At 73.5% G+C, this 13,441-nt stretch carries 9 protein-coding genes; 3 read left to right on the top strand and 6 right to left on the bottom strand.

Features of this window, described 5'->3' with window-relative positions; all coding sequences use genetic code 11:
* Positions 1–10 precede the first annotated feature (10 nt).
* The gene (locus ACYVAP_RS01725) at positions 11–1,429 is read right to left on the bottom strand and encodes a sugar porter family MFS transporter (RefSeq protein ID WP_498859847.1); all 1,419 of its coding nucleotides are present in this window, start codon (positions 1,427–1,429) and stop codon (positions 11–13) included.
* A gap of 326 nt (positions 1,430–1,755) precedes the next feature.
* Here ACYVAP_RS01725 and ACYVAP_RS01720 point away from each other — a divergent pair, with 326 nt between their 5' ends.
* The gene (locus ACYVAP_RS01720; RefSeq protein ID WP_498859266.1) at positions 1,756–3,120 is read left to right on the top strand and encodes a multidrug effflux MFS transporter; all 1,365 of its coding nucleotides are present in this window, start codon (positions 1,756–1,758) and stop codon (positions 3,118–3,120) included.
* 13 nt (positions 3,121–3,133) lie between these two features.
* On the opposite strand, the gene ACYVAP_RS01715 is transcribed toward ACYVAP_RS01720, so the two are convergent.
* The 3 genes from ACYVAP_RS01715 to ACYVAP_RS01705 form a co-directional block, all read right to left on the bottom strand.
* On the bottom strand, positions 3,134–4,150 hold the full coding sequence (locus tag ACYVAP_RS01715) for a permease prefix domain 1-containing protein (protein ID WP_498859265.1): 1,017 nt from the start codon (positions 4,148–4,150) through the stop codon (positions 3,134–3,136).
* Positions 4,147–4,533 (bottom strand): PadR family transcriptional regulator, encoded by a 387-nt coding sequence (locus ACYVAP_RS01710; protein WP_103385104.1) that lies wholly within the window; start codon positions 4,531–4,533, stop codon positions 4,147–4,149. The genes ACYVAP_RS01715 and ACYVAP_RS01710 overlap by 4 nt, the downstream gene beginning before the upstream one ends.
* 175 nt (positions 4,534–4,708) lie before the next feature.
* Positions 4,709–6,091 (bottom strand): DUF418 domain-containing protein, encoded by a 1,383-nt coding sequence (locus tag ACYVAP_RS01705; RefSeq protein WP_498859264.1) that lies wholly within the window; start codon positions 6,089–6,091, stop codon positions 4,709–4,711.
* A gap of 210 nt (positions 6,092–6,301) precedes the next feature.
* Here ACYVAP_RS01705 and nrdF point away from each other — a divergent pair, with 210 nt between their 5' ends.
* Together nrdF and ACYVAP_RS01695 are read left to right on the top strand one after the other, a co-directional pair.
* Positions 6,302–7,270: a class 1b ribonucleoside-diphosphate reductase subunit beta gene (gene nrdF, locus ACYVAP_RS01700; protein ID WP_137770039.1), complete on the top strand. Its 969-nt coding sequence runs from the start codon at positions 6,302–6,304 to the stop codon at positions 7,268–7,270.
* Positions 7,271–7,352: 82 nt separating this feature from the next.
* Positions 7,353–7,865, top strand: a complete 513-nt coding sequence (locus tag ACYVAP_RS01695; RefSeq protein WP_498859263.1) for a 4'-phosphopantetheinyl transferase family protein — start codon at positions 7,353–7,355, stop codon at positions 7,863–7,865.
* A gap of 274 nt (positions 7,866–8,139) precedes the next feature.
* Here ACYVAP_RS01695 and ACYVAP_RS01690 read toward each other — a convergent pair whose 3' ends face one another.
* Together ACYVAP_RS01690 and ACYVAP_RS01685 are read right to left on the bottom strand one after the other, a co-directional pair.
* Positions 8,140–9,528: a M1 family metallopeptidase gene (locus tag ACYVAP_RS01690; RefSeq protein ID WP_498859262.1), complete on the bottom strand. Its 1,389-nt coding sequence runs from the start codon at positions 9,526–9,528 to the stop codon at positions 8,140–8,142.
* Complete coding sequence (locus tag ACYVAP_RS01685) at positions 9,525–13,418, bottom strand: Pls/PosA family non-ribosomal peptide synthetase (RefSeq protein WP_498859261.1); 3,894 nt, start codon at positions 13,416–13,418, stop codon at positions 9,525–9,527. Before ACYVAP_RS01685 ends, ACYVAP_RS01690 begins: the two co-directional genes overlap by 4 nt.
* Positions 13,419–13,441 lie beyond the last annotated feature (23 nt).

The following is a 13,441-nucleotide window of genomic DNA, read 5'->3' as shown; positions in this document are numbered from 1 at the left end:
GGTGCTCCGCTCAGGAGCGGCGGCGGTACCGCTCGGAGCTGCGGGTCGTGGGCAGCAGGGTGTCCGCCTGCTCGAGGGACAGTCCGTTCGTCTCCGGCAGGAACAGCTTCACGAACAGCAGCGAGATCACCGCGAAGGCCGTGAAGATGCCGTACGCGAGCCCCAGCGACACGTCCGCCACCACCGGGAAGGAGGTGCTGACGATGAAGTTCGCGATCCAGTGCATGCCGGTCGCCACGCCCATCGCCTTGCCGCGCAGGCGGGTCGGGAAGATCTCGCCCAGCAGCACCCACAGCACGGGGCCCCAGGTCGCGCCGAAGAAGACCACGTAGAGGTTCGCGGCGACCAGCGCGATCGGGCCCCACGCCCCCGGCAGGGACGGTGCGCCGTCCACCTCGACGGACTGCGAGAACGCGACCGCGAGCGTCGCGAGGGTGACGATCATGCCGCCGGATCCGATCAGCAGCAGCAGGCGACGGCCGATCCGGTCCACGAGACCGATCGCGATGAACGTGACGGCGATGTTCACCAGACCCGTCACCACGGAGATCGTGAACGAGTCGGACTCGGTGAAGCCCACGGACTGCCACAGGGTCGTGGAGTAGTAGAAGATCGCGTTGATGCCCACGAACTGCTGGAGCATCCCGGCGGCGATGCCGACCCACACGATGGGCTTCAGGCCCAGCAGGCTGCCCTTGAGGGAGCCCGAGCGGCCGATCTCCTCGTCCTTGAGCGCCTCGCGGATGTCCCGCAGCTCGCGGTCCATCTCCTCGGGGGCGACGATCGTCGCGAGCACCTCGCGGGCCTTCTCCTCCTTGCCCTTCATCATGAGGAAGCGCGGGGACTCGGGGATCACGAGCGCGACCACGCCGTAGACGACGGCGGGCACGGCGCCCACGAGGAACATCCAGCGCCAGGCCGGCAGGCCCAGCCAGAGCTGCTGGGCGGCGCCGCCGGCACTGTTCGCGAGCACCGCGTTGGACAGCAGCGCCGCGAAGATGCCGATCGTGATCGCGAGCTGCTGGAGGGAGGCGAGGCGGCCGCGGATCTTCCGCGGCGCGATCTCCGCGATGTACGTGGGGGCGGTGACCGAGGCGATGCCGATGCCGAGGCCTCCGATGACCCGCCAGATCACGAGATCCGCGACGCCGAAGGCGAGGCCCGCGCCGATCGAGGAGGAGAGGAACAGGACGGCGCCCACGAGCATCACCGGGATGCGGCCCCAGCGGTTCGCGAGACGGCCCGCGAAGTAGGCGCCCACCGCGCAGCCCAGGAGGGCGCTCGCGACCGCGAAGCCGGTGATCGCGGGGTCCAGGCCGAACTGCCCCTCGATCGCGCCGACGGCGCCGTTGACCACGGAGGAGTCGAAGCCGAACAGGAACCCGCCGAGGGCTCCCGCGATGGCCAGCGCGAGCACGCGCGCGCTCAGCGCCTTCGCGCCGGGGGCGGGGGAGTCGGGCGGCTCCGCGACGGTGCGGCGGGGTTCAGTGGACACGGAGGGCTCCGATGCTCGGGGACGTCTGGCACGACGACGGATCGGGGCGACCATGCGGATTCCCCCGAACCGACTGTGGCGGCGACGAGGATAGACCCTCCGACGGGGGCTCTGCGAGGCGGTGTCAGCGGGCCGACAGAGGGGGCCGGTCCACTCCGTGGCCGTGAACGTGCACATCTTGGTGTGACGGGAGTAGGTTCGACCGAGCGGTCCCTCCCGCCGCCCCGTGCCCCTTCCCTCCCATCGATGCGAGACACATCATGACTGCGCCCGACGACGGCCGCACGCCGTCGCAGCCCGTGCCCGATCCCGAGCCCCGGACCTTCACCGGCCCCATCCCCACCACGATGACCGGCGGCATCCCGGTGCTCGAGGACCTCGCCGACCGCGACCTCGCGCACCTCCCCAGCGAGGCCGAGTACGCCCGCACCCGCTCCAAGGTCACCGTCATGGTGATCGTCGTGCTCACGACCCTCAGTGCGATCGGCCCCCTCGCGACCGACATGTACATCCCGGCGTTCCCGGACGTGACGAGCGACCTCGGCACCACGGCCGCCCTGCTGCAGCTGACGATCACCGCCTTCTTCGTCGGCACCGCGGGAGGCCAGATCGTCGCCGGCCCGCTCTCGGACCGCCTCGGCCGCCGCGGGCCGCTGCTCGTCGGCATCGTGCTGTGCCTCGTCGGCTCGATCGTCTGCGCGCTCGCCCCGAGCATCCAGGTGCTCCTGATCTTCCGCGTGCTGCAGGGGATCGGCGGCGGCTTCGGCATGGTGCTGGGCCGCGCGGTCCTCATCGACCTCACCGACGGCCCCGAGCTGTTCCGCACCATGAACATCATGCAGGGCGTGGGCGGCGTCGCCCCGATCGTCGCCCCGCTGCTGGGCGGGCTGATCCTGCTGGTCGGCCAGTGGCGCGAGGTGTTCCTCGTGATCGCCGCGATGTCCCTGATCTCGCTGATCGGCGTGCTCCTGCTGATCCCCGAGTCGCTGCCGCGCTCCCGGCGCCACAGCGGCGGGTTCCGGCTGTTCCTCACGAGCACCGGGGACCTCCTGCGCCGCCCCCAGTTCACCTCGTACATGATGGTCAACGCGTTCTCCGCGTTCTCCCTCATGGCCTACGTCGCCGCCTCCTCCTTCGTCATGCAGGAGATGCTCGGCTTCAGCTCGCAGGAGTACTCGGTGCTCTTCGCGATCAACTCGGTGGGCATGATGGCCATGTCGCTCACCTCCGCGAGGCTCTCCGGCCGCGTGGCCCCGCGCACCCTCGTGAAGGTCGGCCTCTCGGTGACGTCCGTCGCCTCCGTGAGCCTGCTGATCGGCGCGCTGCTGCTGGGCACCCCGGCGTGGATCGTCATCCCGGGGTTCTTCCTCATGGTCGCCCCGCAGGGCCTCATCTTCGGCAACGCCGGCGCCCTCGCCTCGCGCGAGGCGCTGGACCGCGCGGGTACCGGCTCCGCCCTGCTGGGCCTCGGCTTCTCGTTCTCCGCCTCGATCGCCTCGCCGCTCGTGGGTGTCGCGGGCACCGAGTCCGCCGTGCCGATGGGCATCGTCATGGTCGTCGGCGTCGCCGCCTCGGTCACGTGCCTCGTGATCGCCGGACGCACCCGGCACCGCGCGACGGCCTGAACCGCCCCGCCCCTCAGCGGGCGGGGCGCCGCTCCTCGGGTCGCTCGAGCGCGGAGTTCAGCGCCCACAGCGCCGCGTAGAGCACGCCGGCCACGGGCCAGATGATCCAGGTGCGTCCCCAGTCGCCGGTGAAGAAGCTCCACGCGAGGTAGACGCCCGCGAAGACCGGCCAGTACACCGCGGCGATCGCGCGGACGGCGGGCGAGGAGCTGTTCTCGAGCGACTCCTCGGCGGTCTCGGTGGCGAGCAGCGTCTCGGCGACGTCGGAGGACCAGCTCGTGGAGAACATGAAGGCGATGCCGAGCGCGACCATGACCAGCGTGCCCACCACGCCGTAGAGCGGCAGCACGCTGCTGCTGTCGCCGTCCGCCGCGAAGGCGGTGAGCACCACCGGCGCGGCGGCGAGGATCCACAGCGTGGTCGCGACGGCGCCGCCGATCGCGCGGGTGCGGGCGTGCTCGGTGCGGAGGTCCGCGGCGTAGCGACGCACCTCGGGGGAGGGGCGTGACGTCCCCTCGGTCACGTCCTCGAACCCGGCGAGCCGGGCCCCACGGACGGTCATCAGCACCACGCCGGCGGCGACCACCACCAGCAGCAGCACGAGTCCGATCCCGATCGCCCAGGGGGCCGGCTCGGGGACGACCGTGCCGTGCACGGCGATCGCGAGCATCAGGGGGACGGGGCACAGCACGAACAGCACGATCGAGGCGGCCGAGAAGCCCTGGACCCCGCGCGCGGCGGCGGCGTACTCCTGCGCCCGCGGGAGGTCGAGCGCGGGGCGATCCTCGGCGGCGGGGTGCGCGGCGCGGCCCAGCTCGCGGTCGATGCCGAGCTCGCCGGCGACCTCCTCGAGGCTGCCGAAGTCCGCGATGACGCGGCCCAGGGCCTGCGACTCGGTCAGGCCCTCGCCCATGAGGCCCTGCACGGAGTCCTCCATCATGTCCCGCAGCTCGATGCGGGCCTCCCGCATGCGGGCGGTGTCGGGGTAGGGCGCGAAGAGGGTGTCGAGATAGGAGTCGATGACGCTCATGACGGGACCTGGTCCTGTTCGTGGGAGGGCTGAGCTGCGGAGGAGGGCTGCGCGTCCCCGGTGGGGACGGCGAACTGGTCGACGAGGGCGCGCGTGCTGCGCCATTCGTCGCGCTTGAGGGCGAGCTGCTCGTGGCCCTCGACGGTGAGGGCGTAGTAGGTGCGGGGCTTGCCGGTCTCGGAGAGCTCCTCGTGCGCATCGAGGAGACCCTGGGCCTGCAGGCGCTTGACCGCCGTGTAGAGGGTGGTCTGCTTGATCGTGTACTCGCCGGAGGAGCGGCGCTCGAGCGTCTTGGAGATCTCGTAGGCGTAGGAGCGCCCGTGCTCGAGGATCGCGAGCAGGATCAGATCGATGTGCCCGCGGATCGCGTCGGCTCCGATCATCGGTCCTCCTCGTCGTGACGGCGGGGAGGACGTCTCCCTGCTACGGCGACCGTACTACGGCAGACGTACTACGGCAAGGGGGCAGGGTGGGATGGGGAGCGTCGGCGGTCGCGGACCGAGGGTGACGGATCCGAGGCCGACGGACCCGCGGCCGACGGGCTCAGGCCCGTCGGTCTCACGCTGTCCGGTCGCGCCGCCCGTAGGTCATCCGCCGCAGCAGGGCCTCCGCCGGCCCGCGCCGCCCGTGCGCCTCGAGCCAGGCCGCGAGCGGCAGCGAGGCGAGCCAGATCAGCAGGGCGATGCCCACGGCCGCCGCCGTCCCGAGGTGCCCGCCGAGGCCCAGACCCCACGAGGCCATGATCGGCGCGAGCAGCAGGGACTGGAACAGGTAGGAGCTCAGCGAGCGCTGGCCCACCGCGGCCAGTGCGAGCTCCACGCGCCCCGGCGCCCGGCGCCGGGGCGGGACGTCGACGTCGGCCGCGACGCCGATCGCGCGCTCGGCGGGCAGCAGGTCGCGGTCCGCGCCGCGTGCGGGGGCAGGGGCCTCCGCGCGCGGCTCACGGCCCTCGAGCCGCAGCGCGAGCAGGCCGAACGCCGCGGCATAGCCCGCCCCGCAGGCGACGCCCGTGAGCGAGGTCAGCGCGGTGAGCATCCACGGGGCGGCCGCAGGCAGCGGCATCACCCCGGCGACCGCGAGCGCCTCCGGCACCCCGCCCAGCCAGCCGATGCCGATCCCGGCCACGGCGACCCGGCGCAGCAGGCCCGTGTGGCGCCACGGCTCGTCGAGGATGCGGCGCCGCGCCGCGAGCCAGCCCACGAGGATCGGCAGCGGAGCCGTCGTGAGCGCGGCGATCGGCGTCATCGCCGCCCACAGCGAGAGCCGGTACAGGACCGAGGGCAGGTACGGCTCCCCGTACGCGAGGGGCCGCGCCGTCCCGGTGCCGCCCTGCTCCATGCTCGCCTCCATCGGGGCCAGGACCTCCGGCGGGGCGAACAGGGACAGCGTCACGCCCGCGAGGATCGAGACCAGGGCGCCCAGCGCCATGAGGGCCGTGAGGACGGTGACCCAGATCCGCAGGGTGCGGGTGGTCCGGCCGAAGAACCACCACACGAGCACGAGGCCCGCGAGCGCGTAGGTGCCCAGGATGTCGCCGTAGAACAGCAGCGCGGCGTGCAGGAGTCCCAGCAGGAGCATCGCCCAGTGCCGGCGCTGCAGCATCGTCCGCACCGCCCGCGGGTCCATCCCGCGCTCCGCCCGGGAGCGGGCGAACTGCACCATCCCGTAGCCGAACAGCATCGCGAACAGCGGCATCGCCCGGTGGTCGACGGCGATCGTCATGATCACCTGCACCGCGGTGTCGAGCGGGCCGGTGGCCGGCACGTGCGGGGTCATCCCCGCGGACTCCGCGGTGCCCCACAGGTACCAGGAGACGTTCGCGACGGCGATCAGCGCGAGCATCAGCCCGCGGGCGACGTCCGGTGCGAGCGAGCGGGCCGCCCGGACGGGAGGCGCGGGGGCGTCGGAGACGGAGGGGAGGGGCGCGGGGTGGGGGTCCATGGTCGGTCCTTCATCGGGAACGGCGGCGGTGGACGAGCTCCCACGGTAGGTCGCGGGACCCGCCGCACGCCCCCGACCTCGGTCTTCCCGTGGGACACCCTGGGGCGGGTGGGAAGCCCCACTGCGCCATGGCCCGGCGGGCCCGCTCCGGGCCGCCGCGCCCGCCTAGACTGGCGACGATCAACTCCCAGACGTGACAGTGAGGCTGCGGTGAACGACCACCTGAAGACGACCGTCCAGGCGATCAACTGGAACCGGATCCCGGATCCGAAGGACCAGGAGGTCTGGGATCGCCTGACCGGCAACTTCTGGCTCCCCGAGAAGGTGCCGCTCTCCAACGACATCCAGTCGTGGGGCCGGCTCACCGAGCAGGAGCAGACCCTCACCATGCGCGTGTTCACGGGGCTCACGCTCCTGGACACGGTGCAGGGCACGGTCGGTGCGGTCTCCCTGATCCCCGACGCGGTGACCCCCCACGAGGAGGCCGTGTACACGAACATCGCGTTCATGGAGTCCGTGCACGCGAAGTCCTACTCGCAGATCTTCTCGACGCTCTCGAACACGAAGCAGATCGACGACGCCTTCCGCTGGAGCGAGGAGAACTCCGCGCTGCAGAAGAAGGCCGGGATCGTCATGGGCTACTACCAGGGCGACGACCCGGAGAAGCGCAAGATCGCCTCGACCCTGCTCGAGTCGTTCCTCTTCTACTCGGGCTTCTACCTGCCCATGCACTACTCGAGCCACGGCCAGCTCACGAACACCGCGGACATCATCCGCCTGATCATCCGTGACGAGGCCGTGCACGGCTACTACATCGGCTACAAGTTCCAGAAGGCCTACGAGCAGGCCTCCGCGGAGCGCCAGGCCGAGCTCAAGGACTACACCTTCTCGCTGCTCTTCGAGCTGTACGAGAACGAGGAGGAGTACACGGAGGACCTCTACGACCCGGTGGGCTGGACCGAGGAGGTCAAGACCTTCCTGCGGTACAACGCGAACAAGGCGCTCATGAACCTCGGCTTTGAGGCGCTCTTCCCGGCGGACCAGGTCGAGGTGAACCCCGCGATCCTCGCGGCGCTCTCCCCGAACGCGGACGAGAACCACGACTTCTTCTCCGGCTCCGGCTCGAGCTACGTCATGGGCAAGGCCGTCGACACGGACGACGAGGACTGGGACTTCTGATCCTCCGGTGATCACCCCCTCGCGCGCGGACGGCGTCGGACCAGCGGGTCCGGCGCCGTCCGTGCATGTGCGCCTGCTCCCGGTGGCCACCGACGCCGACAGGGCCCTGCGGGCGCAGGTCGCCGCGCTGCTCGGGGGCGCCGGGGCCGGTGGGCCGGCCGGGGGGATCACGCCGGCCGACGTGCGCACGGGGCGGCTGTGCCCCGCCTGCGGCTCCTCGTCCCATGGGCGTCCCTGGGTGCGGGTGACGGGGCTCGCCGGCGGGTGCGGGGTGAGCCTGTCCCGGTCGGGGGCCCACCTGCTGACCGCGGTGCACCTCGGAGGCGGGATCGGCGTGGACATCGAGGAGATCGCCGCGGTCGATGCCCGCTGGGACCCGTCGCTCGTCCTCGCGCCGGGGGAGGAGCACCTCGCCCGCACGTCGGTGGGCCGGGCCCGGCTGTGGGCAGGCAAGGAGGCGGTGCTCAAGCTGCTCGGCACGGGCCTGCGCACGCCCATGCCGGAGGTCGCCCTCACCGACCACGACGTGCGCCCGGTCGCGGCGCCGCCCGGCTTCGTCGCCGCGATCGCGCTGCCGGGCGGGCCGCCGCTCTGAGTAGCGGCCCGCGGTTGCGTTGCCCGTCGGCCCGCCGGGCTGAGCCGCGGCGCGGTCGGGACGTCATCGCGCAGATGCGGCCCGTATGCGGGGGACCTGCGCGATGACGTCCCGTGGCCTCCGGGGGTACGGGACCTCTTCGTACGGGTCGAGCCCCAGGAGCGGACATGCGGTCGAGGAGGTCCCGCAGCCCGGCCGACGGAGCGGCGGGGCCGACGGGGCGACCCGGCAGGGCGGGCCCGGCCGACCGGGCCGACGGGGGCCCGGCGCGTCGTCAGGAGCGGCTGAACAGTCCGTGCAGCCCGCGATGGGTGGGCTCGCGCGCCTCGGGCTCGTCCGGCAGCTCCGGCAGCTCGCGCTCGTGCAGCCAGGCGCCGAACAGGTCGGAGAGGTCGTCGTCCCCGGCGGCGGCCTGGGCGTGCTCCTCGAACATCTCGGTGGTGACGGAGCCGCCCGAGTGCTCCGCGATCCACGAGGAGACCAGGGCGAAGAAGGCCTCGTCGCCCACGCGGCGGCGCAGCGCGTGGACCGTGAGCGCGCCCCGCTTGTAGACGCGGTCGTCGAACATGAGCTCGGGGCCCGGATCCGCGAGCAGCAGGTCCTGCTTCTTGCGGGCGAGGCCGGCGTGGTGGCGGCGCGCCTCCTCGGCGACGCTCGCATGCCCCGTCTCCTCCGCCCACAGCCACTCGCAGTAGCAGGCGAAGCCCTCGTGCAGCCAGATGTCCTGCCAGCGGGCGAGGGTCACGGCGTTGCCGAACCACTGGTGGGAGAGCTCGTGGGCGACGAGCCGCTCGGACTCCCAGTCCTCGCCCACGAAGTTCTTCCCGAAGGTGGACAGGCCCTGCGACTCGAGCGGGATCTCGAGGTCGTCGGCCGTGATCACCGCCGTGTAGGAGGCGAAGGGGTAGTCGCCGAACAGGCCCGCGAAGAAGGCGATCATCTCGCCCTGCCGGCCGAAGGTCGGCGCGAGGTCCCGCTCGCCCACCCCGGAGGGGACGAGCGTGCGCACGGGCACCGGGCCGCCCTCGTGCTCGACCGCCGTGTACCGGCCGATCTGCACGGTCGCGAGGTAGGTCGGCATCGGCACGTCCTGGCGGTAGGACCAGGTGGTGACGGCACCGCTGCGGCGCTTCCCCTCGAGCTCCCCGGCGAGGGCGACCCAATGGCTGGGCGGGGCGGCGACCCGCATCGTGTAGGTGGCCTTGTCGTCCGGCCGGTCGTTGCACGGGTACCAGGAGGGCGCGCCGTGGGGCTGCGCGGCGACGATGACGCCGTCCGTCAGCTCCTCCCAGCCGGCGCTGCCCAGCACCTTCGAGGGCACCGGGTGAGGCTTTCCCGCGTACTTCACGTGCACGGTGAGCTCCTCGCCCTCGCGCACGGGGTGCTTCACGGTGAGCGCGCCGCCCTCGTGGGTGTGCTTGGCGGGCTTCCCGTCGACCTTGACGGCGCGGACGGTGAGTCCGCGCAGGTCCAGGCGCAGCGACGGGGCGTCGGCGAGACCGCGGCAGGTGAGGGTCGCCTCGGCGTCGAGCCGGTTCGTGTCGACCTTGTAGACGAGGTCGAGGTCGTAGTGGAGCACGCCGTAGGAGGCGTCGCCGTGGCCGGGGACGTACGGGTCGCTGCCGCCGCGACCGCCGTGGTGGTGGTTGCTCTGCGAGCTCATCCGCTCTCCTCTTCCGCCCAGGGGCTGATGGGGTTGCCGGTCCAGCGGGTGCCCGGGGGCACGCGCTCGCCGCGCATGACCAGCGAGACGGGCCCGACGGTCGCGTGGCGGTCGATCCGGGCGGCGGGGAGGATCACGCTGCCCGGACCCAGGGTCGCACCTGCGTCGAGGGTCACCGTGTCCATGCTCAGCACGCGGTCGTGGAAGAGGTGGGTCTGGACGACGCAGCCGCGGTTCACGGTGGCGCCCGCGCCGAGGGTGACGAGGTCTGTCTCGGGCAGCCAGTAGCTCTCGCACCAGACGCCGCGGCCGATGCGGGCGCCCATCGCCCGCAGCCACCACACGAGCGCGGGGGAGCCGGTCGTGACGCGGGCGAACCAGGGCGCGGCGAGCACCTCGGTGAAGGTGTCCGCGAGCTCGTTGCGCCACACGAAGGAGGTCCACAGGCCGTGCTCGCCCTCGCGGTGGCGGCCCACGACGAGCCACTTCGCGAGCACGGCGACGACGGCCGCGGCGATCGAGCCGGCGAGCAGCACGGGCCCGCCGAGCAGCAGGGCGGCGGCGAGGCCGTCGCCGGGCCGCACGAGCAGCGCGAGCAGGGTCGCGCCGACGGCCGCGTGCAGGAGCACAGCGAGCAGCAGCGGCACGATCCGGCAGGTCTCCACGAGGCCCCGGTACACGTGCAGGCGCCGTGCGGGCGCGTAGGTGCGGGACTCGTCGGCCTCGCCGCCGGTGCGGCGCAGCCTGCGCGGCGGACTGCCCATCCAGGAGCTGCCGGCTTTCGCCGCGCTCCGATGGGGTGCCGCGGAGAGCACCGCGACGAGCGACTTCTTGGGGACCTTTCGGCCGGGGGCGAGCATGCCGGAGTTGCCGACGAAGGCGCGGCGGCCCACCTTCACGCGCTCCACGCGGATCCAGCCGCCGCCGAGCTCGTAGGAGCCCACCATGGTGTCGTCCGCGAGGAAGGCGTGGTCGCCCACCTGCACGAGGCTCGGGATGAGCAGCACCGTCGAGGCCTCCACGCCCTTGCCGACCTTCGCGCCGAGCAGGCGCAGCCAGATCGGGGTGAGCGCCCCGGAGTACAGCGGGAACAGCCAGTTCCGGGCCTCGTCGAGGAGGCGCAGGGTGCCCCAGATCTGCACGCCGGCGGCGGAGCGCACGGGATGGTGGCCGGGGCGGATGCCGAGGGCGAAGAGGCGGGTCAGGACGAGCACGCCGACGCCGAGCAGCAGGTAGCCGGCGAGGGCGGCGAGCGGCAGCCAGGGGAGCGCGGCGAGGATCGCCTCGCGCAGGGACGCGGTGCCGTTCGCGGCGGGCAGCAGCACGGCGGCCCCGGCGAGCACGGCGAGACCGGGCAGGGAGCCGACGAGGAGCGCGACGAGCGCGTAGGCGGCGAGCCACAGCGGGCTGCGGGAGGGGTGCTCGGGGGACCAGGGGCCGCGGGCCCGGCCGCGACGGGACGCGGGGGAGCCGGACCAGAACTCGCCGGCGGGCACCTCGCCGAGCACGGCGCTGCCGGGGCCGACCTCCGCGTCGTGGCCGATGCGGGCTCCGGGGCCGAGGGTCGAGCGGGCGCCCACGCGGGCGTGCTTGCCGATGCGCACGGTGCCGATGTGCAGGGTGTCCCCGTCGATCCAGGTCCCCGCGAGGTCGACCTCCGGCTCGACGCTCGCGCCGGTGCCGACGTGGAGGCGACCGGTGACGGGCGGGAGGGAGTGGAGGTCCACATCGCGGCCCAGGCGCGCCCCGAGCAGGCGCGCGTAGAACGGGATCCACGGGGCCCCGGTGAGGTGGGTCGCCCCGAGCTCCTCCTGGACCCGCTCGGCGATCCACAGCCGCAGGTGCACGAGGCCGCCGCGGTGGTGCGTGCCCTCACGGACCCCGGCGAGCAGCAGACGGGCGAGGAGGGCCGCGATCGTCATCCGCACCGGCGGCAGCAGCACGGCGAGGGCGAGCGGGATCGTCACCGCGAGCGGGACCGCGGGCAGCCACGGCAGGTCCAGGACGGGCGCGGCGAGGGCGGAGGCGACGAGCAGCCAGGCCACCCAGCGCAGCGCGCCGAGCGCCCGCAGCGGCAGCAGCGCCACGAGCTGGGCGACCTGGAACCCGCGGCCGAGCGGCGGCACCTCCCGGTCGCTGCGGGCGGTCGCCACGCCCATCGACTCGACCGCGGCGGCGAGGCCGGCGAGGGTCGGGTGGGTGTAGACGTCGGCCACGGCGACCTCGGGGTGCTGCTCCCGCAGACGGCCCACGACCTGCGCCGCGGTGAGGGAGCCGCCGCCCAGGTCGAAGAAGTCCTCCGTGCCGGAGGTGACCCCCGCGCCGAGGACGTCCGCCCAGATCTCGGCGATCCAGGCGGCGGTGCCGTGGAGCGCGGAGCCGCCGTCGGCCCCGCCCGCGGACTGCGGCAGCGGCCAGGGCAGTGCGTCGCGGTCCACCTTGCCGGAGGTGCGGGTGGGCAGCTCGTCGACCACGGCGAGGCGCGGCACGAGGGCGGCGGGCATGCGCTCGCGCAGCAGGGCGCGCGCGGCGGAGGCGTCGTAGGCGGCGTCGACGGTGAGGTAGCCGACGAGGAGCTGGTTGCCGGAGGCGGTGCGGCGCACGGCGGCGGCCGCGGAGACGACGCCCGGCAGGCGCAGCATCTGGTCGTCGATCTCGCCGAGCTCGATGCGGCGGCCGCCGAGCTTGATCTGGTCGTCGGCGCGGCCCGCGAAGAGCAGGCCGGCGGGGTCGTTGACCACGCGGTCCCCGGAGCGGTACGCGCGCTCCCAGCCCAGCGTGGGCATCGGGGCGTACTTCTCGGCGTCCTTGGCGGGGTCGAGGTAGCGGGCGAGGCCCACGCCGCCGATGATCAGCTCCCCGGTGCCGCCCTCCGGCACGGGCACGCCCTGCTCGTCGACGACGGCGAGGTCCCAGCCGTCCAGCGGGAGGCCGATCCGCACGGGGCCCTGCCCGTCGAGCTGCGCGCCGCAGGCGACGACGGTCGCCTCGGTGGGCCCGTAGGTGTTCCAGACCTCGCGGCCGGGCGCCTGCAGGCGGGCGGCGAGCTCGGGCGGGCAGGCCTCGCCGCCCATGATGAGCAGCCGCACCTTCTCCAGGGAGGAGTTCGGCCAGAGCGAGACGAGGGTGGGGACGGTGGAGACGATCGTGATGGCGTTGGCCGTGAGCCAGGGGCCGACGTCGACCCCGGAGCGCACGAGGGAGCGCGGAGCGGGCACGAGGCAGGCGCCGTAGGCCCAGGCCAGCCACATCTCCTCGCAGCTCGCGTCGAAGGCGACGGAGAGCCCGGCCATGACCCGGTCCCCGGGGCCGATGGGCGCGTCCTGGAGGAACATCCGCGACTCGGCGTCCACGAAGGCGGCGGCGCTGCGGTGGGAGACGGCGACGCCCTTGGGCTTGCCGGTCGAGCCGGAGGTGAAGATGATCCAGGCGTCCTGGGCCGGGGTGACCGCGGCCCGTTCGCGGGCGGCGCGGCCGGCGCCGACGTCGGTCGCCGTGATCGCGAGCTCGTCGCCGATGACGGCGACGGCGGCGGACTCCTCGAAGACCACGCGGGCCCGCTCGTCGGGGTCGTCGGCGTCGACCGGCACGTACGCGCAGCCGGCGAGCAGGATCCCGATGATCGCGATGTAGAGGTCCGTGGTGCCGGAGGCGATGCGCACGCCCACGGCGTCGCCGGGGCCCGCGCCGATCGCGGCGAGGCGGTCGGCGACCTCGTCCGCGGCGTCGTGCAGCTCGCGGTAGGTGAGGGAGGTCAGTCCCGTGTCGAGGGCCGGGGCGTCGCCGTTCGCGGCGACGGTCCGGGCGAGGACGTCGACGAGGGTGCGCGCGGCGGGGGCGCGGTCACCGGCGAGGAGCTCGGGGAGGAGGGAGGGCACGGGGTCTGTCACCTCGTGATTGTCGCCCGTCGCGC

It is taken from the genome of Brachybacterium horti (genome assembly GCF_054777615.1).
The sequence above is the reverse complement of the archived record's forward strand: the minus strand, read 5'-3'. Positions and strand labels throughout refer to the sequence as shown.

Excerpts from the sequence above, each read along its gene's own strand:
- ACYVAP_RS01720 (WP_498859266.1), top strand. The coding sequence starts at position 1,756 with ATGACTGCGCCCGACGACGGCCGCACGCCGTCGCAGCCCGTGCCCGAT.
- ACYVAP_RS01715 (WP_498859265.1), bottom strand. The coding sequence starts at position 4,150 with ATGAGCGTCATCGACTCCTATCTCGACACCCTCTTCGCGCCCTACCCC.
- ACYVAP_RS01710 (WP_103385104.1), bottom strand. The coding sequence starts at position 4,533 with ATGATCGGAGCCGACGCGATCCGCGGGCACATCGATCTGATCCTGCTC.
- ACYVAP_RS01705 (WP_498859264.1), bottom strand. The coding sequence starts at position 6,091 with ATGGACCCCCACCCCGCGCCCCTCCCCTCCGTCTCCGACGCCCCCGCG.
- ACYVAP_RS01690 (WP_498859262.1), bottom strand. The coding sequence starts at position 9,528 with ATGAGCTCGCAGAGCAACCACCACCACGGCGGTCGCGGCGGCAGCGAC.